Origin of the sequence: Martinezella lusitana (genome assembly GCF_010668395.1) — a bacterium.
GTDB lineage: Bacteria > Pseudomonadota > Alphaproteobacteria > Rhizobiales > Rhizobiaceae > Rhizobium > Rhizobium lusitanum_A.
This window is the reverse complement of the sequence record NZ_WUEY01000039.1, coordinates 1-21,262: the sequence shown is the minus strand read 5'-3', so window position 1 is coordinate 21,262 and position 21,262 is coordinate 1. Positions and strand designations below refer to the sequence as shown.

The window sequence follows — 21,262 nt, the reverse complement described above, 5'->3', positions numbered from 1 at the left end:
CAGAGCATGCCCAGAATCCAGGACGATGGCGCCGAGTTGTTGAAGACGTGGACTTTGTCGTCCACTGCCACATTCGGTTCATCGGTTCGTACCAAGGGGATTTTTCAAGAACTCCGGGCTCGCCTTGTTCCCGCGTCGAAAAAGGCACTGTCGCTTGATGGGAATGACGTGGTCCTCGCGATGCCAGCGAGCGAAAAGACAGGGTTCAACGCAGCAATGTTTGCCGTCAACAAGGCGATGGCGGGCATCGAAGATCTCCCCATCATACCTCGTGAGATCCAGGACATCCTGGGGATCAAGGCTGGCGAACGGCATCGCTGGCTTGCCGATGGGCGCCTGCCGAGCGCTGGAACAAGAACCGTCAGACTGAATGGGCGCGCTCGCCAGATTACGTTTCATGTGTTCGATCCCAAGGTCGTCCAAGACCTGCTCGACCGAGGCGCAGTGGACGAGTGGCGTGTCGAGGATGCTGAGGTCAAGGCCGAGAAAAGACAGGGGGTGCCTTATCGTGCAAAACTGACACGGACGTCGAAGAAAGCCCGAGACGCAAAGGGCGCTTCGAACCGTCAAGAGACGCCGGCTGCGGTTCCGCTGAAGGGCTGGGAAGAGTTCGACATCGACGGGCTTCTTCGGTGATGAACGTGCTGGGAATATCCGACGGCATCGAGACCGATGATATAAGCGGGAAACCGAAGATTAAATCTTCGCGCAACCACGCGATCGCGCATTTGACAAGACGTCAGGCGGAGATGGTTGCTGACGAAACCTAAAAGCCATGGTTTTCGAGAGCAGTGATTACGTTACTTGCTTCGTCGGCGAGTTCTGACGGGTCGAGTTTCACCGGCTTCCATGGTACTCACGACTTCCCATCAGGATGACTTGGTCATGCTGCATTCTGATTCCGGACGAGGAGGTATGGAGGAAATTCGCCAGCATGGTCGGTCAAAATAGCCACCGCGGCGGCCCGCAGCGAAGGGATCGCCATTCTGGAACCGCTTGAGCAGGGCGGAGCTTGCCGCGGCCGCCGTCATCAATCTCTTTCGAGAAGGCCACGACAGTTACGAGTGCCTCATGGCTGCCATGGCCACACATAGGGGCCTGGCTGATCTCAAAGTCCTAACGCCGACCCCAGCGAAATAGCTCTCGTCAAGACCCTAAAGGAGGCTCACACCTCCTTGTGAGCGAACTACAATCGGTCGCAGGTCGGTTGGGTCTTCGCCAGATGTCAGTAGACGAGCCGCGTGCGTATCGTTCCCGGAATTCCACGTAGCGCCTGAAGGATCTCGTCCGCATTTGCTGAAATCCCTTCGGCCTCGACCACCACATAGCCCGTATCGCCATGGGTCTGAAGGAACTCAGCGACGATGTTCAGTCCACGCGACGAGAAGATCTCGTTCAACTGTATAAGCATGCCAGGACGGTTTTCGTGTACATGAATGAAGCGCGTGCCGGTTGGACGTTCCGGCAGTTGAACCTGCGGGAAGTTGACGGCACCCATTGTCGAGCCGATATCTGAATACTCAACCAGCTTTCTTGAAACTTCCCCGCCGATGCGCTCTTGCGCTTCTTCGGTCGAGCCTCCGATATGCGGCGTCAGAATGACATTGCTCAAACCCTGCAGCGGTGTCTCGAAGCGTTCGTTGTTCGACGCAGGCTCCTTGGGGAACACGTCGACGGCGGCGCCTGCCAGATGTCCTTCCCTCAGGACTTTCGCAAGCGCGTCGAGATCGGCCACCGTGCCGCGGGAGTTGTTGATGAAGATGGCGCCCCTCTTCATCCGCCGCAGTTCGGTTTCGGTGATCATGTTGTGCGTCGACGGGTTTTCGGGAACGTGCATCGTCACATAGTCAGAAATTTCGAGCAACTCACCGAGCGAAGCCATCGATTCCGAATTGCCCCGGCGCAACCGATCGGAAAGATCGAAATAGCGCACTACCATGCCCATGCTTTCGGCGAGCGCGCTGAGCTGTGAACCGATGTTACCGTAGCCGACGATGCCGAGCGTTTTGCCGCGGACTTCGCGACTGCCCACAGCCGACTTTTCCCAACCACCTTGATGCGCGGAAGCCGAGCGCGGAAAGATCTGCCGTGTCAGCATGATGATCTCGCCTATCACCAGTTCCGCAACAGAGCGCGTGTTCGAATAGGGTGCGTTGAACACAGGAATGCCGCGGTGCCGCGCGGCATCCAAATCGACCTGGTTTGTACCCACGGAAAAACAGCCTACGGCGATCAGCTTTTTGGCGGCTTCAAAAACCTCTTCTGTCAGCTGCGTTCGAGAGCGAATACCAATGATATGCGCGTCGGCGATATAGCTCTTGAGATCCTTATCATCGAGCGCCTTTGGCAGATGAATAAGATTGGTGTAGCCAGACGCCGAAAAGTAGTCCGCTGCGGTTTGGCTGATCCCCTCAAGCAGAAGCACGGAAATTCGGTCGCGTGGGAGAGAAAGCTGACGGGTCATTGATGTTGCTCCGATTTCTCAAAGGTCGATGTGGTGGAAGTCGCCCATGAGTATTTAAGTGGCCGGACAGGTTTATACCAACACCTCAATGTCGCAACCAGTGCGGCTCTTGCGGTTCGACCGGTTCCTGCAACTGGAAACCGAGCCGCTGAGCGTAATGATCGGTCGATGGGCGGCCACGACAATGCATACGCGCGTGAAAACCTTAAGGGTCTCTTCGCAAAAATCCAGCGGCGGCGCAATGCGTCAGTTCCTCGGCGTCAACTGCATCCGAGACCCCAAAGGAGGTCCGCGGGCAGTGGCGAAAGCCCCCATATCTACTCTCCTGCCGATGTAGGGCGCATGGTCGAGATTGCCCGTTCATATCCCCCTCACCGCGGAGAACACTTCGTCCGTTGAGCATCTACACCATGCTGTTGCTGGCTTACTGCGCGGCTCTGCGGCGGGCGAGAGTTGGCCAGATGGGATCTTGGTCGTCAATCCAGGTGACGTCACCATCACGGTTCGGCAGACCAAGTTCTTCAAGACCCGAATTCTGCCGCTTCCCGAGGAGCGTCACACGCAGACCGGCGACCGGCAGCAAATGCTGTTTGTAGCCGGGACTGATAGCGGCAGCGTCGATTTAGGCAGCTCCGTTCCAGAGGTGACAAATCGACGCCCGATAAAACGAAAGGGCCTTGGCTGAATGGCTGCTCCTCCCTGGTTTCGATCATTTGTACGTGATCACGATGCTTGCAACAGTAGGATTTTTGATAACATTCACATAGCATTCACATCGTGCCTTTCATTCTTATGCGAGGATAATTTGAGGTAATTTATCAACGGCGTGCGGCCACCTGTTGCGAACGCGGGGGGAGACATGAAGCGGTACGAAATCATCGACGGTCTGCGCGGGTATTTTCTCGTATTCATGCTTGTAAATCATCTTGTCTTCGTCGGTGGCTGCTGGATGCTACTGATCAATCACAATCAACTGGCCTTTGTCGAAGACGCCCAGGGCTTCGTATTTCTGTCCGGCTTATTGATCGGCATGGTCTATGGTCGGAAGATGGAGAAATCCGGCTATAACGCCGCCAGCCAGAGAGTATGGGCTCGTGCCTTCGAGCTCTATCGCTATGCGATGGGGATCGTGATGGCGGTACTGGTGGCACAAATGATCCTGCCGGGCGCCTATCGGATCTGGTACGAATGGTTAGGCTTCACGACGTTTGACGATCCGCTCCGCCTTGCGGCAATCGGCGCGCTTCTGTTTCAGCCGACCTTTATGGATATCCTGCCGCAATATATCATATACATGATCTTCGCGCCGCCGATCATCTGGCTTTGCTTGAAGGACAAATGGGCCTATGTCGCCGTCGGCTCTGTCATCCTCTGGATGGCCGGGCAGCTCGGTCTGCAGCGCCTGGTGACGGAAGCGGTTAATTCCTGGATCATAGGTAGCGACCAGCAGGGTATCCGCGTCAGCTTCAATCTGTTCGGCTGGCAGATCGTATTTTTCTCAGGAGTTGTCCTGGGCGTCCTGACGTCGACGCGGAAAATCGATTGGTCGAGGATATTCAATCCCCGAGCGACAGTGATTCCGAAACTCTCGCTGACGATCTGCCTTTTTTTTCTGCCGCTGCGGATCGCTACTGCGCACGACCTGCTGCCGCAGTTCGTTCTCGACAAGTTTGCAACCATGGAGATCCGGGCGGATTTCGGGCCAGTCTATCTCATAAGCTTCCCCGCTGTCGGCATGGGACTAGCGTGGCTTTTGATCGCCGGCCCGCGTCACGAGCGGCCGCTCATTAGGCAACTCGCCGCCGTCGTCATATGGCTATTCTCGCTAAGTTTCCTGCGACTTCTCGGCCGGCATTCGCTGCACGTCTATATTTGGCACGTTGCGATTGTCTATATGGTCTTCTATGTCGATCAGAAAACGCCGGAATTCTCACAGCTGACAAAGACGTTTATCGCGCTGACGTCGATCGTGTTGCTGTCTCTCCCGGCGCTTTGGCGCGAACGCAATCGTTTCATTGGAGGTCCGCCGCCCCGGCTCGCGAACGGATGACGGTCGAGCCTGTTACGCCGCAAAAATCGATTGTCAAGGGAAAACCGATCTGACCGAGAATTCGAGGCAACAAATCTCCCCGGTTTGCTCAGCATATCAAAGAGATCGGGCGCATAGTGCGTGCAGCTTGGTGCACCACGCTGGCGAAGCGCCATCAGGCGCAATGAGACCGGGAAAGTTCATCTTGTGCTTCGCTTCGAAAAATACCTTTGACGGAATGCGTTGGGCTTTCTCACCGATGGCGACGCAGCGATCGCAACACACTTAATATCCGCCGGCGGCGAATTTGGCGGCCTGGACCTCGCATTAAAGGACCGCACTTTTGCACCAGAAAGCCCAGGCGCCCGACATTTGTAAATCTATATGTATAGCAGCGCCTATGGTACGGTTTGATACATTTCTCAGGCCTTTCTGAAACATAAGGGATACTTCGAGACTTCAAAACCTTCTCGTCAGCGGACGTCGCAATTGGCACCCGACACTGAGGAGAGTATCATATGTCACAGATCGATAAGGCCTCTAACAGGCGTCCTATCGCCAATCGAGTTATTGCGGTTGCCGCTTGCACGATTTTTTTGAACGCTACCGGATACACGCTACCAGCTGGTGCGGCCGACGTCACCTCGAAGCCGGTGGTCAGTTCCGCCGCTACGAATGAAAGCATCAGGCCCTTCAAGATTGACGTACCGCAGTCTCAACTTGATGACTTGCGCAAACGTATCGCCGACACCCGCTGGCCTGACAAGGAGACTGTCAACGATCAATCTCAGGGGATCCAATTACAACAGGTCCAGGACCTGGTTCGGTATTGGGGCACCGATTATGATTGGCGCAAGGCCGAGGCTCAACTCAACGCCCTTCCCGAATTCGTCACTACTATCGATGGCGTCGACATCCAGTTCATCCATGTTCGCTCCAAGCATCCGAATGCCCTGCCCCTCATTTTAACACACGGCTGGCCGGGTTCGACCTTTGAATTCCTCAAGACCATCGGCCCGTTGACTGATCCCACGGCGTACGGCGGCAAGGCGCAGGATGCCTTCGATGTCGTCATTCCCTCGATTCCCGGCTATGGCTTCTCCGGTAAGCCGACGGAGCCTGGTTGGGGGCCTGATCGAACTGCGCGCGCTTGGGACGTCTTGATGAAGCGGCTCGGTTACAATCACTATGTCTCTCAGGGCGGCGATCACGGTTCGGTCATTTCCGACGCACTTGCACGTCAGGCTCCGAAAGGATTGCTCGCCATTCATCTGAACATGCCTGCCACCATCCCTGGAAATCTGGCGAAGGGCATCTTTGGTGGCGATGCTCCGCCAGCAGATCTCCCGGTGCCCGAAAAGGAGGCGTTTCAGTCACTCAGCACCTTCTTCGGACGCAACGCCGCTTATGGGGCGATGATGGTCACGCGACCGCAGACAATCGGCTATTCGCTCTCGGATTCACCGGCCGGTCTCGCTGCCTTTATGTACGAGAAGTTCGCGCAATGGAGCGACAGTGACGGCGATCCCGAAAAGGTTCTCTCCAGAGACGAGATGTTGAACGACATTACCCTCTACTGGCTGACCAACACCGGCGCCTCGGCATCGCGATTCTACTGGGAAAACAACAACAACAATTTCAGCTCTGATGCGCAGAAGACAAAGGACATCAAGATTCCGGTGGGCATCTCCGTATTTCCTAAGGAAATCTATAAGGCGCCGGAAAGCTGGAGTAAGCGGGCCTATCCGACACTATCCTACTATCACCAGGTCGAAAAAGGCGGCCATTTCGCCGCTTGGGAGCAGCCTCAGTTGTTCACCGAAGAAGTGCGGGCAGCCTTCAAGTCTGTTCGCTAGGATCGCGGACAAGGCGAGCGCTGAAAGAATGAAGCAGGCGCCGGTCAAAGTATGTCCACGAGCAGTATAGTCCGCCCGCCGCAAATAGCGGCGGGTCTTTATTTAACGCCACCGTCCGAGCACCCCATTGCGGGTCCCGGACTGCAAAACAAACAACAATAATGGTGGCGGAAAGATATTTTCTACCTGGCAGCAGATAGGAAGCGAACCGAAGGCGGCTACCGCCGGCACCGGGATTCGAATGTAAATCCTCACGTTTGTGGTGAAAATCGAATTCTCCAACGCGACCAACCAGTTATGAATATTCGCCGCGCAGACCGTTCAAAAGAATAGAATTGCGACCTTATGTCTGATGCGCAAGAGAAAGAAGATCCCGTGCCTCTAGATTTCGATAGAGCTTCCAATGCTAGGATATGAATGACGAAGGACGCAGATTTAAGGAAGATTATCACGTTCGGCCGGTTCAAACTGATCTCGAGCGAGCGTCTGCTTCTCAAGGATAACTCCCCCGTTCGATTGGGCGATCGCGCTCTCGATGCGTTAATCCTCCTAGCCTCCAATCCCAATAAGCGCTTCAGCAACAAAGATCTGATGGATTTCATTTGGCCCGACGTCAGCGTTGACGGAGGCAGCCTCAGATTTCAAATTACTAAGTTACGCCAGGCGCTGAACGATGGCCAGGAAGGTGCCCGTTTTATCAGCAACGAACCCGGCCGCGGTTATCGTTTTGTTGCACCCGTTTCAGTTTCTCACGAAAAGGATGGTGGTAGAGCGGCATCTGACAGTTCAACATCTACTACGCCATTCTTGCCGACACGATTGGGACGGATGATAGGACGTGCCAATGATTTCATCGAAGTTTCATCGGCACTTACAGCCTCCCACTTCGTCTCCATCGTCGGGCCAGGAGGGGTCGGAAAGACGACTGTTGCGATATCTGTTGCCCACGAACTAGTCGGATTTTTCCCGAGTTCCGTCCTCTTCGTCGATCTGGGAATGCTGAGCGACGAGGCTCTCGTCGCGACCTCAGTGGCCTCTATGTTAGGGATTATGGTCCAGTCCAATGATCCCACTCCCAGTATTATCGCTCACCTGAAAGAGCGAAAAATGCTGCTGGTTCTGGACTGCTGCGAGCATGTGATCGATTCAGCCGCCGCTTTGGCCGAGCAGATATTTCTAAGTGCGCCTGAGGTATACATTCTCGCTACAAGCCGGGAACCTCTCCGCGTCAAAGGCGAAAACGTCTATCGGATCGAGCCTCTCGCTGTCCCTCCCGAGGATGGGGAGCTGACATCGGAAGAAGCGCTAAGCTTCCCAGCAGCGCAATTGTTTGTCGAGCGGGCCACGGCAACCGGGGCACGGATAGAATTTACCGAACGCAATCTGCGGCTTATCAGGAGCATTTGCCGCAGGTTGGACGGCGTCGCACTTGCTATCGAGCTGGCTGCAGGTCGCGTTGAAGCGTATGGCCTGGAGCAGATTGATGCCCTGTTGGACCAACGACTTGCAAGGTTGTGGCTTGGCAAGAGAACCGCTTCACCCCGACAGAAAACACTTCAGGCCACCCTAAACTGGAGTTTCGAGCTTCTTTCGACCCCGGAAAAAATGGTTCTTCGTCGTTTGGCGATCTTCGTCGGCCCCTTCACGCTGGAGGCTGCTGCCGCAGTAGTGTCCAGCGAGACTGTTGGAGATGGCGCGGTATTGAACGCGATCGACAGCCTGGTCGCAAAATCCATGGTTGCTACACGTCTGGTAGGCACTGGTATGAACTACCGCCTTCTGGACGCCACACGCTATTACGTGCTGGAGAAGAATTTCGACGATCCGGAATTACCGGCTCTGTCGACCCGCTATGCGACCTATTATCGACAATGGTGCAGCCGGGTAATCGACAAATGGCAATTTGCATCGGCAGCCATAGAGCGCATAACCATACTGTCCATGCTTGCCAACGTTCGCGCCGCGCTTGAATGGTGCTTTGGGAACGATGGCGACCCGGCAATCGGCATTGAATTGGCGTCAAGCGCCGCTACCGTATTCCTTGCGATGTCGCTTCTTCCAGAGTGCCATCGCTGGTCCGAGCAAGCACTTCGCGCAATCGATGAAGGGTCGCGAGGCGGGAAGGAGGAGATGCACCTTAAGCGGGCACTCGGTCAGTCTCTGATGTTCACCAAAGGCAATACCGAGGCGGCTCACGTAGCGCTGCAAGCAGGCCTCAACATCGCTGAAAGCAGTGGCGACCAGCTCGATCAAATCAAACTTGTTGGATCTCTATTCTCATTCCACCTTAGAACCGGTGATTTCAAAACAGCGCTCGAGTACGCAACTCGAAATTCCATGGTTGGTAAGGCCGTTAATGATCCGACCGCTATCGCGTCGGGGCATTCGTTATGCGGAATCTCGTTGCATCTTATGGGAGATCTACATGCGGCGCGTGAGGAACTCGAGTCTGCTATGCTCCAGGGGTCGCATGCGAAGCTTAAGAGCACGATTTATTTCGGATTTGATCACATTAACTGGGCAGGTGGTGCCCTTGCGAGAACGTTGTGGCTCCAAGGCTACCCCGACCAGGCATTGTCGCTCGCCCGGAAGACAGTTCTGGACGCTACTCGAATGGAGCATCCAATCACACTTTCCTTCGTTCTAAACTGGGCCATTTCCGTCTTCTTATGGGCTGGGGATCTTACGAATGCAGAAGAACACATCTCCTGGATGACCGACCACGCGAATTCCCATTCCCTTGCCCCATATCTCGACCTTAGTCGCGGTTTCAGAGGGGAGCTAGCTCTCAAACAGGGAGATGAAGATCGCGGCATACAGGCTCTTCAAGACTCTCTGAAAGGTCTTCAAGCGGCTCGATACGAGGTCATGACATCCGGCTTGAGGATTTCGCTGGCCGAAGGCCTTGTTGCCGCGGGACGCGCCTCGGAAGCAGCGGCACTTATCGATGACGCAATACGGCTTGTGAAGGAGCGGGGAGATTTAACTTATCTGCCTGAGGCCTTGCGGGTGAGAGGTAGAATCCGTCGGCTGCTATCCGGATCAACCGAGGCTGTCGCTGAGTCTGACTTCATACGATCCTTGGAACTCACCCGTCTGCAGGGATCCCGGGCATGGGAACTGCGCGCGGCCACCGATTTGGCTAGCCTTCGATTGGATCAGGAGCAAGTTGGCGCCGCGAGAGATATTCTCGGACCGGTATTTTGCCAATTTGACGAAGGCTTCGATTCTACAGACGTCAAAAATGCCGCGAACCTCCTGCGGCGCCTGGCATAGGCTTCTGGTCCAGCCACGCGTCTGGTCATTTTCAGCATAGGCTCTGTTGATCGCGCCCACGCTGCCGGCACAGACGATGTCTCGCGGTCCCGTGAACGCGCTCTATGGCCGCGGCCCCCGCACGATGAACGAGATCGGCTTTATGGCACTCGCCAATGTGCCTTTGTGTGGTGCGCAACGTCGCCCCGAATATGAGGCGATCCGGACGAACAGCATCTAACAAGGGAAATCACCGGATTCGATACTGTCGAAAGGTAGCGCTGTCTGCTCTTTCGGTCTTTCCCATTGAGGTCCATAGCCTCTTCGTCAGAGAGCTTGGCGATGCCTACCGTGCTCGAAAATGAAATTGAGCCTCGAACCCTTCTCTCTCACCATTGAGTAAGCTGTCAATGTGGCGATCAAAGTCTCGCGTATGTTGCCAGCGTCAGCTCTTGGGAACGCCGCGATCGCTTTTTACGATCGTGATTTGATGAAGTTCCTGCGCTCACAATCAACACATCAGCATCGAATTTCCCACCACTGTGCTCCCGGCATCAAAAGCTTCAGTGGCGCACTTTACTGGCCTCCGCGGAGATTCACGGGTCATCCGCCGACAGCTGTTGACCCGTGACTGCTACCGAACCACTGCTATCGGTTCATGCCGGACTGCTGTCGGCATATCAACAGATTGCATTCATTACTATCGGCAGTTCTAACCGCAGACGTGACCGTTGCCTGGCCGCCGTCGCATTGGGAACTGCTGCGCACGAATTTGTTGTAAAGAACAAGCCCCTGGACCCGTTCTGAAGGATATCGAAGGATCATCGCGCCATCGCGCTCAATTATTTTGGCGGCTGCATCGCAGCTGGTCGATACGGATGACCTTTTTTCGATGGCTAAGGCGAAATCAGCGTCCACTGTGAGACCGACAGTGACGGCGGCCAGAACGAGCAACGACAGTGGTCGCGCCCGCACTCTTTGAGTTGGAGACTGGCGCCCATGCGAAGCGGGGATGAAAGGCCATATGCGCTGCCGGGCAGCGGAAGGGAATTCAATCATAATGTACTTTCTTTCTGTAGTGACGAGGGCACAGTTGTCACCGCAGAGCAGTGGCAGAGCGCCAAGCCGATGTGTCGATGTCAGCCGCTCTGTCAGAGGTCGTTTCCTTGCGCGGACAGACAGTGGCCTTGATCGAAAACTACATTCCTAAACAAGCAAAGAAATTTCAGATCGAAACATTTCTGTTATCTTTGCAACTAAACCAGTCAAGATTGAAATATATTTAGATATTACTCAAACACTAAAGATTTCATTCGCAACCATATGTCTGCGATCCGAAATAAATATGGGATGCGAGACAGCGTAACGTTTTGCGATGTAAGCTATCGGAGATCTTTATGACCATGAATCCTGTCGACACCCTTGACGCCGGCGCCTTAGAGCGCCCAAACGATACTGCTTTTTTCTGGAAAGGAGAAACTTGGACTTACGCGAGGCTACAGGGGGATGTAAACTTTGTAGCGGCATACCTGTCGAATAAGGGCATCGACATTCACGATCGAATTGCATTGCATCTACCTAACTCCCCGCATTTGTTGATATGCTTGCTTGCGTGTTTCAGACTAGGCGCCGTTGCGGTGCCCATAAACAATCGGTTCAAGGCACAAGAGTTAACCTCAGTATTTCAGCGGGTTGAACCAAGGTACTATATTGGATCGAAAGCGTTCGAATCAGAGATCTTGCGCGTAGGTGAAACGTTGATCCCCGCAAATTCGCGGCTGATCTTTTCGACAATCTCAGAATTTGATCGGGAAGCATGGCAATCGCCGGCCGTTGACTCAAGCGATATGATCCGGGGACGACGGTCTTCGCCGGATGACGTTATGCTTCTGTTACCGACCTCTGGCACGACAGGGGATCCGAAAGTCGTAATCCACACCGCCAAAACTCTTTCGGCGGTTACGAAGCAATACCAGGCATTGGGACTTCAGGACGACGACATCATGCTCACCGCAAGTCCGATCGTTCATGCAGGCGGACTTTTCAATTTCCTTTCGAGCTTACGTCGCACCGGTCCGATGGTGATGCTCGGCGCATTTGATGCCCATTCTGTACTGGACGAAATCGAAGCCAGGCGATGTACTTGGTTCAAAGGCTTGCCATTCATGTTCGACCAACTGGCGAGGGCACAAACAGAGCGATATCGCGATACATCTTCCCTTCGGCTTTGCGTTAGTTCAGGCGACGTTTGTTCGGCAAAGGTACAACAAGATTTTCTTGATCTATTCGGATGCCCGCTGTCCTCAGCGTGGGCATGTACCGAAGCTGCGACAAGTCTTGCCATTTGCCCCAAAGACAACGTCGCATTTCTGGGATCACCCAGCGGTCGCTATCGCATCACGGATGAAACGGGTCTGGCGGTGCCCAGGACCCAACCGGGCGAGCTCTGGGTCGAGGGCCCGAACGTCTCCCCAGGATACTGGATTTCTCCGAGCGAGATCGAGCGCCATGCGCAAGGATGGTTCCGGACCGGAGATATCATGTCTGAGGGCAACGATGGGGCGCTGCGCTTTTTCGGTCGACAGAAGAATCTAATCATCAAAGGCGGATCTAATATTTCCCCTGTCGAAGTCGAGACAGCGATAAGAGCCCATCCCGATGTGCAGGATGCGGCGGTTTTCGGAATCCCGGATGAGCAACTTGGCGAAACGTTAGGAGCCCTTATCGAGGCGGTCGACGTGCAATCGTTCCCCGGGGTTGCGGATATATTGCAGGCTACAAGACACCGGATTAGTGACTATAAGGTCCCAGATCACGCCATCGCGGTGGGTCAAATTCCAAGAGCGGCGAACGGCAAAATTGATCGCAAGTCATTGTTGGAAATCTTCTATCGCGAGACCGCAAACAGCGTTCGTCCGGCCACCAAGATTGGACATTCCCGATGAGCCGCGCGGATTGGAATACCTTTCCGCTATCGACAGGCGATAAGTCGATGGTTTCGCTACGGCTTTCAGTTGCAAGGATAGCTCCGACTTCTGAAATGCGGCCATAATCCCAAGCGACGTAAATTCGCAAACGTCATTGCCGCGGGAATCCTATGACGGCCGCTCGCGTTGCCAACAATCTGACCAACCTCACCCCTTTGCCAGCTCTTAATTGGAGAACTATTGATGTCCCAGATACTCGGAAGAGTGACTTCCATCGTCGTCGTTATTGCGCTGCTGCTCGACGCCGCAGTAGATTTGTTTGCTCCAGGCATGCTTCAGGCAGAAATGACCGCCGTTCAATTTCCGCCGCACCAGGCGTTCACGCTAGGGATAGTGGTTGCTGCATGCGCGGCGCTCTACGCCGTCCCCACCACGGCTATAATGGGTGCGATTTTGATTACCGGTTTTCTCGGAGGAGCGATTTGCGCGCACTTTCGAGTCGAGGAGACATTGACAGCACCACAGATCTTGTCCGTTGTTTTGGGAGTTGCTGCATGGGGCGGTCTCTATCTCCGTGACATCCGCTTGAAAGAGCTTCTACCGTTTCGTCGATAGTTGAACCCGAAGCAAATATATCCCGGTTTTTACCGAAACTGTCATGATCCACAGAGAATAGACAACGCAGTGCAGGACATCGCTGCGTTGATCTCCAATCCCTCAATGTTGCCGATGAAGTAATAACCTTCGTAGTATCGTCTGCGCCTCGCTGAGGCCCTACCACGCCTCGCTCGTCATCAACTATAGTGGACACCAACATCGGCTTGATCTTGGCGGCTCGGCGCTCCTGCCTGATTGTCATCCTGATATATCCGGCAAGTGAGGATTTATGAAAAGGTTCAGAACAGCAAACAACGTGCTTTCCTCACAATTGCGTCCGACGTTTGCAATTGTACCCCCGCTACCAACCGGCGCTCCGCATTTCATCACTTTGATGCACGGCACGGTCATGTGGGAATTGCGCGAATGGATCTCGAGGATACTGTCGGAGTGTTTTCCGCGGCAGACCCTCCTTCCGTTCCGGAGAACGTTCTTAGGAAGCTAGGAAGGTCGAAGGCAATGTAATCGCGGCTGAAAGCTGCTTTTCGATCGCGCTCGCCGTCAAGTCAAACGAGTACTTAATTGCAGGGATACAGAGTGTCCTTTACGTCGCAGAGACCTGCCTTAAGGCGGTTGGGACCTGCTTTGAGCTGGGCGGTACCGTTCAAGTCTATGATCAGTCGCCGCGTCAACGTCGCCTGTCGGACATGTGCGTCGCTACCCAGCATGGCGTGGTGCAGAGACATCACTACGCCCAAAATGTCGGGTCGCTTATTGATAAGGAACCACTGGTTCGATTGCTATGAACGCTATTTCCAGCTAATTGAAGAAACAATCAAGTGAGATAGACGCTGAGTGATCCAGATCATCGTGGATATTTAACGATCTGCATACTGGCCAGCACGTCATTACAAAGCTGCCACTCCGTAAATTTCGTACATCTTGCTGCCGAGGCGCCCGTGCTGTCAATGCCACCTCTATAACTACAAAGGCAACTATCGCGGCTGCCCCGTCAATCCAAAGTCCGCGCTCAAGATTCTCGCCAGCCCAAGCGGTTCGTCGAGCATGGCTTCATGCCCGGCATAGAAAGACGAGAACTTCCACCCGGAAGAGCGTGCGATCGCGGCATATTTTTCAAATGGATTCGGGGTCCATTTCTCTGCGAGAATGAAACGCTTATCTGCTACCTTTTCTAACCCGCCGCGAAGATTGATAGTTTCTAGAAAGGTGGCGACAGGCTGAGGAGAGGACAACGATCGAATAAGATCATAGTTCTCTTCCCTCCCGCCAAATGTCTCGACAGGTGATGGCGGTATGGCGAAACCCTCTCCCGCGCCAGCAGTTGTCAGAAGGTCAAAGATCTCCGGACCGGACAGACTCGCGACGCTGTCTCCGTCGGAGGGAATCCACGCATCGAGGTAAAACAAGGTACGAATGCGCTCTGGCATGGCATCAGCAACACCGCTGATTACCATTCCAGCATAAGAGTGGCCGCAGAGGATCACATCCTCTAGCTGCTGGTACATCAGAACGTTAGAGATGTCCCGAATATGTGTCGATAGATTCACAGTCCCGGTCGCTGCGTTGCTCCGCTCTCCGAGGCCGCTCAACGTTGGCGTAAACACGGCATGGCCTCGCGCTCGCAAACTGGCTGCGACTTCCCCCCAAACCCACGCTCCGCGCCAAGTGCCATGAACCAATACGTAATTCGCCATCTAATACTCCGTCCATTGAAGATTTTCTCCAGGCCTCTGGAGATCTCTGCTGGCTAACAGCGTTATGATTGTCGAGCTTCGTGATACGATTTCTCTTTCGTGAGTTTTGATTTCAGGTGTCACATCCACGCTGAGGTCATGGCCAGTTGACCCGCACTTCCTAGGAAAGCAATCCGTGTCGCGGGGGACGATGAGACTCGGCATTCGCGCCGAGAACCTACACATAGCGGAAGGCCATCGGAGAGAAGCCTTTCGGACAGACGAAGCTCCAAAGCAAACGCCAACCCCTGTTGGCCCCAAAGGCGCCCTTTACAGACCGTTAGAGCGCGAGCAGGCCCGCATCGACCGCGAGTGCGCTTCCGGTGATAAAGCGACCGCTGTCAGATGTGAGATAAAGCACCGCAGCGCTTACGTCAGATTTCTCTACCAGGTCATTCTTAAAAGCATTCTTGAACGCAAATTGAAGCTTCTCACCGGCTTCCGCGAGGATATCATCTCGCAGGCCCAGCTGCATTCCGGTATCAGCGACACCCGTCGGGCAAACCGCATTCACACGAATATTCCTGTCCGCGAGTTCAATCGCGAGTGCCTTTGCGAGTCCGACGACGCCATGTTTCGACGCCACGTAAGCGTCCAAGAACGGCAATCCGGCCAGCCCCGCAACCGATGCGATCGACACGATCGAGCCGCCCCCGCGCCGCACCAGGTGCGGCAGGGCCGCTCGAATTGTTTTCAGGGTGCCAGTAAGATTGATGGCGATTATTGTGTCCCAGATCGCCTGAGTTATGTCGGTCGCGCGTTCCATCGAAAGCACGCCAGCATTGGTGACGACGACATCAAGTCCGCCGAACACCGAAACCGCTTCGTCCAGCGCCGAAGTCATTTCTTCGAAGTTCCTGACGTCGACGCGATATGTGAGGATTTTTGCTCCGGTTGCTCTGACAAGTTCGGCCGTTTCCACGAGGTCCTCCTCGGAGGCCATTGCATAGTCAATACCCTCGACCGGAGCACAAATGTCGAACGCAATAATATACGCTCCCGCCTCCGCCAATCGGATCGCATGGCTTCGTCCTTGGCCCCTTGCTGCGCCGGTGATAAGTGCGATCTTTCCGCTCATTTCCTGCATCACGAAATCTCCATATGGGATAAAGCGGCGCACCCAATGCAGGCGGCCACCACATTCCCCTAAAATTCTCCGGTCAACCGAACGTTTCAGAAATTGGGTGTTCTATTTCAGAAGACATCCATCACCCGGTTAGGCCCAAAAGCTTCGAGTGCGCATCAAATCTGAGGTGGGAACAACTGCCAAGGCCTCAGGCTACTCTGTGGCGCAATGGCTCGTGTCTTGCAAAGCGTAAGATGTTTGCGCATACCTCGTCCGCTATGTCGCAAAGGGACCTGTCGGTTATTCCCGCCACATGAGGCGTTGCAACCACATTCGGGTACGTAAGGAGCGTATCAGCCGGATCTGCCGGCTCCTCCCAAAATACGTCAAGACCGGCTCCGCCAAGATGCCCATCTGCGAGGCACTTCTCGAGTCCTTCACGATTGATTAATCCACCGCGCGCGATGTTTATCACCAGTCCTCCTTGTCGAAGCCAACGAAGCTCGGCTTCCCCAACCAGATCTGTCGTCTCCCGAGTGTGTCGAACACACATAATCAAGATGTCAGTCTGCGAGAGGCAGGTTTTGATATTTTCCGTTGGGTAACATCTCTCCAGTCGAAACCGCGCCGTCTTTGCGGAATCGAGAGTTCGGGTCAAGCCAATCAGCCGCACACCGAAAGGCGTGATGCGAGTTGCGATTGCCTCCGCTATCGAACCCAGGCCGTAAAGGCAGACCGTCTGCCCCAGGAGGGCCTTACCAGCTGGCCCGCCAAGAATCCCGGAGCGAACACTTTCCTGGGTGGCTTTAACCTGCCTAAGCAGCATCAGTATCAACATAATGGCATGTTCGGCCACGGAATCAGCGTTTGCGCCGGTTCCCGGAACGTTCGCAACCGCAATTCCTCGCTCGATCGCAGCGGGAATGTCCACTCCATCCAAACCAACGCCGAATTGTTGTATGAGTTTTGCGCCGCTTCGGTCCATTTCCGCAGGGCCTATGCGCATGGCGCGCGGAATAATGACATCGATATTCGAGGGCATGCTCTCGAACGCGCCGTCCCAGATCAGCACCTCATGCTGCCCTTTGAAAGCGTCTATCAAATAGCTTGGCATCTCCGGGAATGCGCGACCACAAAACATAACTCTCATTCCAAATCTCCCACGCTGTCGCGAATGATTCATGGTGGAAATAAAGGAATGCGTGATTTTAGGCGTGTTTTCGGAAGCAGCTGTCTGGTTTCAAATGCAGTAAAGAGTCGTCGGACCAGAGGTGTGGAGAAGGAGTCCAATGGCAGCAGCGTGCCGCCATTTATGGATAATTCTCAATAATAGTAGAAAATCATTTCGAAGCTTACTCCACCTGCTGAAAATTCACCGAAACGCCGGAAAATTTTACAAATGCAATAATATTACATTACGTCTGAAATTAACTAAACACTGTAAGTCGCGTAACATTCCTTGCTCCAGATCTGAAATCCGAAAAGCTTCAGCATCGAGATTTCCCACTCCTGGACTCAAAACGCGTCCGCTGACCCCGAAGATCGTCTGATGCCGAAGCCGTCGCACCCTCTCGCAACGCTGACATTGGTGAGGAAAACATGATCAAAATTGAAGCCATTGTTCCCCCCTTCAAGCTTTCGGAAATAAGCGAGAAACTGCAGGCACTTTCTATCGATGGCTTTCTCGTCACCGACGCCAAAGAGTGTTTTGCGTTTACGGGTTCCGTGACAGCCTACCGTGGCGTCGAGTGTTTCGTTGACTTTGTATCATGCGTGAAGATTGAGTTGATCGTTGAACCCGACGACGCCTCGAACACGATTCTTGCGCTTCGGTCAGCTATCGGGAATACACACGCCCAGGCGACTATACTAACATCAACGCTTGATAAGGTCCTTGATGTTGATGCGAGTCTCCCAGCTTTTCCGGGGAAGAGGAATGCGGTCGGCGCAGTGGCTTGATCTAACCAGCTATGGTTTGCACTTTGCCCTAGCGCGATCCCCAGTCGACCGTGGAGCTTTGCGCCTTATGTCGAGGCTGTAGATCGTCCACATGACTGCCGTGATGATGAACACGCTTAGAATATTCCATAGGAAAAACAGCGGCAGTCCGAATACAGGCTGTGCGCTGTTGCACACGACGTTACCCGCGAACACCACTATAACCAGACCTCCTACAATTCCATAGCGCACCGTCACCTCCAATAGTGCTCAAATCTTAAGCAACCTACCACAATGGAGTCGATATAAAAGTCGGTTGAACCACGGCAGCACATCGTTCTTCACCGCCTGCCTTACTGATACTAGGCGAGGTAGTTTCACGCGTTGCGATGGTCATGACATGTTGACAACTGATCGTGCCCTCCTCCAGGATATCTCTCATCAATGCCAGATATTCTACGACAGTTTCGTAGTCGTAGTCGGCCACTGCGCGGTCACGACACTCACCAGGAATGCGACGAGCACGTTAAAAGTCAGTGCAATGAAACCAGTGTTGATTTGCTTTATTGTTTCAGGTGCATCGGGGAAAAAGCTTGATATTGTCAATCCCGTTGTAACAACGATCCCAACAGTACCAACGCCGGCAATGATACCAGCCGCCGCTCCCTCTTTTGTGAAAGGATTTCTTGGAAGCAGACTGCCAAATAGGGCAGGGAAAAGCTGTGTTACAACGCTATAACCCATGATCAAAATGGAAACGATGCTGTCACCGCCGACTAACGTTAAATAGGCTGCCACGAAGGCGATGAGAACGACTGAAAGGCGAGCCCAGTTTGTCATGTGCCGATCGGACAACCTGGGCATAATCCGACGACAGATATTATTTGATACCAGCGTCGAGCCTACTATTAAAATTGTGGAACCGGGTACCAATGCTGTTAAAACACCCACGATCCCTATCACTCCAACGAACCAAGGGTCAAACGTCGCGACTGACAGCTTTAATAGCGCCAGGTCAATCTCACCTCCCTTAAGACCTGGTACCTGCAGAACTGCCGCAAACCCCACAAGCATGGCGAAGAGCATAATGATCGCGTAAATCGGCATGAAGACTGCATTGCGCATAAATGCCGTATCGGACTTGGAGGTATACACCGAGCAGAAAGTGTGAGGCCACATATAAAGACCAAGTGCCGATAGAGCTACCGTGCTGGAATACCAAACAATCGTCTCGCCTGTACGAGGTAGCGCGAGGAAACCTGGTTTAGCAACTTCGATTTGGTGGAACATCTGCACGATACCACCATAATAATGGTAAGGCAGATAGATGCCGAGGAAGGCACACACGATCCAAGTCGCGCTATCCTTGACCGCGGCAGCCCAAGCGGAGCCTCGCATACCCGATGCTATGACGTAGAGTGCCATAATGACAGCGCCCATGATTATGGAGATCGGGCTACTAATCCTTCCGTTGGAAACGGTCGCGGCAATAATTCCAAGGCCCTTCAGCTGGAGAATGAGATATGGGATTAGGGCGATAAGACCGACAGCTGTGACTAAAAGACCCAAACCGGGGCTTTGATATTTTTGCTCGAAGAAATCAGGCTGCGTGACGAGCCGCATTTCGTTTGCGAAACGCCAGATTGGAGGCAACAGCCAATACGATGAAACGAACGCGAGGCATGTGTAGGTGAGGATGTAAAATACCGCGCCGCCCTTGCCATACGCAAAGCCACTGGCGCCGAGAAAAGTGAAGGTAGTGTAAATTTCTCCCGCCATAAGCAGAAAAACAAGTACGGTGCCGAACCTTCGACCACCCAGTGCCCACTGCTCCAGGCTGACAGCCTGATGCCTTCCTCCCCAAATCCCAAGAAAGATAATTGCGACTGTGAATGCGCCGATTAGCCACGGAGCCACACCCATCTTCAGCTCCTCATCGGTCAAATAGCAAGTTCGGCAACATACTGACATAACATGCCGCCTGAACAGAAAGCGCAAATGTCGCTAAGCCTTGCATGACCGAGGCCCAACCCACTGGGTGACGACTACATTCACACTCCGCTTGGAACAGCTGTTTCGCGATCAACGTTTCCTCCAGTCCCATCTTATTCCAAAGTCGCTTCTGCCCTCTTCTTGATGACACGTAGAGGGCCTCTTGTGTGGTCGGGGCAACCCGACGACAGCGCGAAACGGCTCAAGCCGTGTTTAGCCTATCGCGTGATATGTTTGCTGGCCAGACGTTCTAGGTCACCACCACCTTGATTCGTCTTACGATCGTAACGAAAAGCCACCCGAAATGACCTCCGGGCGATAAAAGTTCGATCCCATCAGACATGCGGCCTCTGGCATTCAAGAATCCTGCCATGTGTCACAAAAAACTCGACCTCGGCTCGCGAAATGCCGATGTCGGCCAGGGTACGATCATCGAGATCGCGCAACTTGGCCGTTGCACGCCGATTCCGTAGTGTTCGCACATGACTGAGCAGCCATGCGACGAGACCCGATACTCCCATAGCTGGGCGAGGATTACTGCGTTTCTCTGAAACAGAAGCGTTTGAATGTGCCTGCGACATAGATTGTCTCCCTTTTCATGAGGCCGCATTTTGAGTGCCTTAAGCGAGACTGGTCTTCGCCTACTACATCAGTGTTTCTGGATACGAGACACTCGTTCGATCTGAAATGAGTTGAACGCAGTCGTAACGGAAACGCGAAGTAAGGCTTTGCGGGTATACTGGCTTTAAAAACTTCTTTCGCCGTTTTGCAGATGTAACGAAAGCCGGCAGATCGATAACGGGCCGGACACATCATCGCTGGACATTGCACCGCCATCGCACATCGGCGTCGACTAGCTGTCGGCCGTTGCGCGGTGCGCTATTCCCGCCATCCAGGAGATGTGAGCGATGCAGTATAATCCAAGCTTTGCAGGACCGTCATCGGCGTCCTTCAATATCATTGTGTGCGGCTCCGGGGCTTCCGGCTCAGTCGTTGCGGCCCGTTTGTCTGAAAACCCAGACCTCAATGTGCTGCTAATCGAGTACGGGGGCCGCGAATATTCAGAAATCATAAGAAATGCGCTGCGCTGGCCGGAGAACCTCGGCGGGCCCGAGGATTGGGCATTTATGTCGGAGCCTGAGCCAGGGCTGAAAGGGCGATCCCTGCTTATGTCCATGGGCAAGGTTGTGGGGGGAAGTTCAAGTATCAATGCCATGATTTGGGCGAGAGGCCACAAAAGCGATTGGGATCACTACGCAAATGAAACGGGAGATACTGCCTGGGGCTATGACGCCATCCAGGACGTTTACCGCACGATTGAAGATTATCGCGGCGTGGCTGATCTTCCAAGAGGAACCAATGGCCCGGTCAAGGTCTTTCGTCC

At 53.9% G+C, this 21,262-nt stretch carries 17 protein-coding genes; 11 read left to right on the top strand and 6 right to left on the bottom strand.

Translation table 11 applies throughout. The features are described 5' to 3' along the window. Positions 1-6 precede the first annotated feature (6 nt). Complete coding sequence (locus GR212_RS35245; protein WP_163994474.1) at positions 7-636, top strand: hypothetical protein; 630 nt, start codon at positions 7-9, stop codon at positions 634-636. A 589-nt stretch (positions 637-1,225) separates the two neighbouring features. Here GR212_RS35245 and serA read toward each other — a convergent pair. Further along, the gene (gene serA, locus GR212_RS35240) at positions 1,226-2,464 is read right to left on the bottom strand and encodes a phosphoglycerate dehydrogenase (RefSeq protein WP_163994471.1); all 1,239 of its coding nucleotides are present in this window, start codon (positions 2,462-2,464) and stop codon (positions 1,226-1,228) included. Between the two features lie 469 nt (positions 2,465-2,933). On the opposite strand from serA, the gene GR212_RS35235 reads away from it, so the two are divergent. The 8 genes from GR212_RS35235 to GR212_RS37900 all read left to right on the top strand — a co-directional run bounded on the left by GR212_RS35235 (position 2,934) and on the right by GR212_RS37900 (position 13,934). Then, positions 2,934-3,149, top strand: a complete 216-nt coding sequence (locus GR212_RS35235) for a hypothetical protein (RefSeq protein ID WP_163994470.1) — start codon at positions 2,934-2,936, stop codon at positions 3,147-3,149. 174 nt (positions 3,150-3,323) lie between these two features. Beyond that, the gene (locus GR212_RS35230; protein WP_163994467.1) at positions 3,324-4,514 is read left to right on the top strand and encodes an OpgC family protein; all 1,191 of its coding nucleotides are present in this window, start codon (positions 3,324-3,326) and stop codon (positions 4,512-4,514) included. Positions 4,515-5,011: 497 nt separating this feature from the next. Then, a complete protein-coding gene (locus GR212_RS35225; protein ID WP_163994464.1) occupies positions 5,012-6,349 on the top strand; it encodes an epoxide hydrolase family protein in 1,338 nt (445 codons plus the stop codon). Between the two features lie 417 nt (positions 6,350-6,766). Further along, the gene (locus GR212_RS35220; RefSeq protein ID WP_163994461.1) at positions 6,767-9,625 is read left to right on the top strand and encodes a winged helix-turn-helix domain-containing protein; all 2,859 of its coding nucleotides are present in this window, start codon (positions 6,767-6,769) and stop codon (positions 9,623-9,625) included. Between the two features lie 46 nt (positions 9,626-9,671). Beyond that, the gene (locus tag GR212_RS35215) at positions 9,672-9,845 is read left to right on the top strand and encodes a hypothetical protein (protein WP_163994459.1); all 174 of its coding nucleotides are present in this window, start codon (positions 9,672-9,674) and stop codon (positions 9,843-9,845) included. A gap of 1,156 nt (positions 9,846-11,001) precedes the next feature. Next, entirely contained in the window at positions 11,002-12,549 is a 1,548-nt protein-coding gene (locus tag GR212_RS35210) for a class I adenylate-forming enzyme family protein (RefSeq protein ID WP_163994456.1), read from the top strand. A gap of 225 nt (positions 12,550-12,774) precedes the next feature. Next, complete coding sequence (locus tag GR212_RS35205; protein WP_163994453.1) at positions 12,775-13,146, top strand: DoxX family protein; 372 nt, start codon at positions 12,775-12,777, stop codon at positions 13,144-13,146. A 506-nt stretch (positions 13,147-13,652) separates the two neighbouring features. Then, positions 13,653-13,934 carry a hypothetical protein gene (locus tag GR212_RS37900; RefSeq protein ID WP_163994493.1) on the top strand — a complete coding sequence of 94 codons (282 nt, stop codon included), beginning with the start codon at positions 13,653-13,655 and terminating at the stop codon, positions 13,932-13,934. Between the two features lie 189 nt (positions 13,935-14,123). Here GR212_RS37900 and GR212_RS35195 read toward each other — a convergent pair whose 3' ends face one another. The 3 genes from GR212_RS35195 to GR212_RS35185 all read right to left on the bottom strand — a co-directional run bounded on the left by GR212_RS35195 (position 14,124) and on the right by GR212_RS35185 (position 17,098). Continuing rightward, entirely contained in the window at positions 14,124-14,843 is a 720-nt protein-coding gene (locus GR212_RS35195; protein WP_163994450.1) for an alpha/beta hydrolase, read from the bottom strand. 319 nt (positions 14,844-15,162) lie between these two features. Continuing rightward, positions 15,163-15,969, bottom strand: a complete 807-nt coding sequence (locus tag GR212_RS35190; protein WP_163994447.1) for a mycofactocin-coupled SDR family oxidoreductase — start codon at positions 15,967-15,969, stop codon at positions 15,163-15,165. A 187-nt stretch (positions 15,970-16,156) separates the two neighbouring features. Further along, the gene (locus GR212_RS35185) at positions 16,157-17,098 is read right to left on the bottom strand and encodes an NAD(P)-dependent oxidoreductase (RefSeq protein WP_163994445.1); all 942 of its coding nucleotides are present in this window, start codon (positions 17,096-17,098) and stop codon (positions 16,157-16,159) included. 449 nt (positions 17,099-17,547) lie between these two features. Here GR212_RS35185 and GR212_RS35180 point away from each other — a divergent pair, with 449 nt between their 5' ends. Beyond that, on the top strand, positions 17,548-17,907 hold the full coding sequence (locus tag GR212_RS35180; protein WP_163994442.1) for a P-II family nitrogen regulator: 360 nt from the start codon (positions 17,548-17,550) through the stop codon (positions 17,905-17,907). Between the two features lie 435 nt (positions 17,908-18,342). Here GR212_RS35180 and GR212_RS35175 read toward each other — a convergent pair whose 3' ends face one another. Beyond that, positions 18,343-19,809 (bottom strand): sodium:solute symporter family protein, encoded by a 1,467-nt coding sequence (locus GR212_RS35175; RefSeq protein WP_163994438.1) that lies wholly within the window; start codon positions 19,807-19,809, stop codon positions 18,343-18,345. A 404-nt stretch (positions 19,810-20,213) separates the two neighbouring features. Then, positions 20,214-20,399, bottom strand: a complete 186-nt coding sequence (locus GR212_RS35170; protein WP_163994491.1) for a DUF1127 domain-containing protein — start codon at positions 20,397-20,399, stop codon at positions 20,214-20,216. Positions 20,400-20,786: 387 nt separating this feature from the next. Between GR212_RS35170 and GR212_RS35165 the strand changes: the two genes are divergently transcribed. Further along, positions 20,787-21,262: GMC family oxidoreductase N-terminal domain-containing protein (locus GR212_RS35165; RefSeq protein WP_163994435.1), on the top strand; the 476-nt coding region annotated here is incomplete at its 3' end.

Coding starts and splice junctions, on each gene's coding strand:
- GR212_RS35175 (WP_163994438.1), bottom strand. CDS start 19,809: ATGGGTGTGGCTCCGTGGCTAATCGGCGCATTCACAGTCGCAATTATC.
- GR212_RS35170 (WP_163994491.1), bottom strand. CDS start 20,399: ATGGGAGTATCGGGTCTCGTCGCATGGCTGCTCAGTCATGTGCGAACA.
- GR212_RS35225 (WP_163994464.1), top strand. CDS start 5,012: ATGTCACAGATCGATAAGGCCTCTAACAGGCGTCCTATCGCCAATCGA.
- GR212_RS35180 (WP_163994442.1), top strand. CDS start 17,548: ATGATCAAAATTGAAGCCATTGTTCCCCCCTTCAAGCTTTCGGAAATA.
- GR212_RS35185 (WP_163994445.1), bottom strand. CDS start 17,098: ATGAGAGTTATGTTTTGTGGTCGCGCATTCCCGGAGATGCCAAGCTAT.
- serA (WP_163994471.1), bottom strand. CDS start 2,464: ATGACCCGTCAGCTTTCTCTCCCACGCGACCGAATTTCCGTGCTTCTG.
- GR212_RS35220 (WP_163994461.1), top strand. CDS start 6,767: ATGACGAAGGACGCAGATTTAAGGAAGATTATCACGTTCGGCCGGTTC.
- GR212_RS35205 (WP_163994453.1), top strand. CDS start 12,775: ATGTCCCAGATACTCGGAAGAGTGACTTCCATCGTCGTCGTTATTGCG.
- GR212_RS35195 (WP_163994450.1), bottom strand. CDS start 14,843: ATGGCGAATTACGTATTGGTTCATGGCACTTGGCGCGGAGCGTGGGTT.
- GR212_RS35245 (WP_163994474.1), top strand. CDS start 7: ATGCCCAGAATCCAGGACGATGGCGCCGAGTTGTTGAAGACGTGGACT.
- GR212_RS35190 (WP_163994447.1), bottom strand. CDS start 15,969: ATGCAGGAAATGAGCGGAAAGATCGCACTTATCACCGGCGCAGCAAGG.
- GR212_RS35230 (WP_163994467.1), top strand. CDS start 3,324: ATGAAGCGGTACGAAATCATCGACGGTCTGCGCGGGTATTTTCTCGTA.
- GR212_RS35210 (WP_163994456.1), top strand. CDS start 11,002: ATGACCATGAATCCTGTCGACACCCTTGACGCCGGCGCCTTAGAGCGC.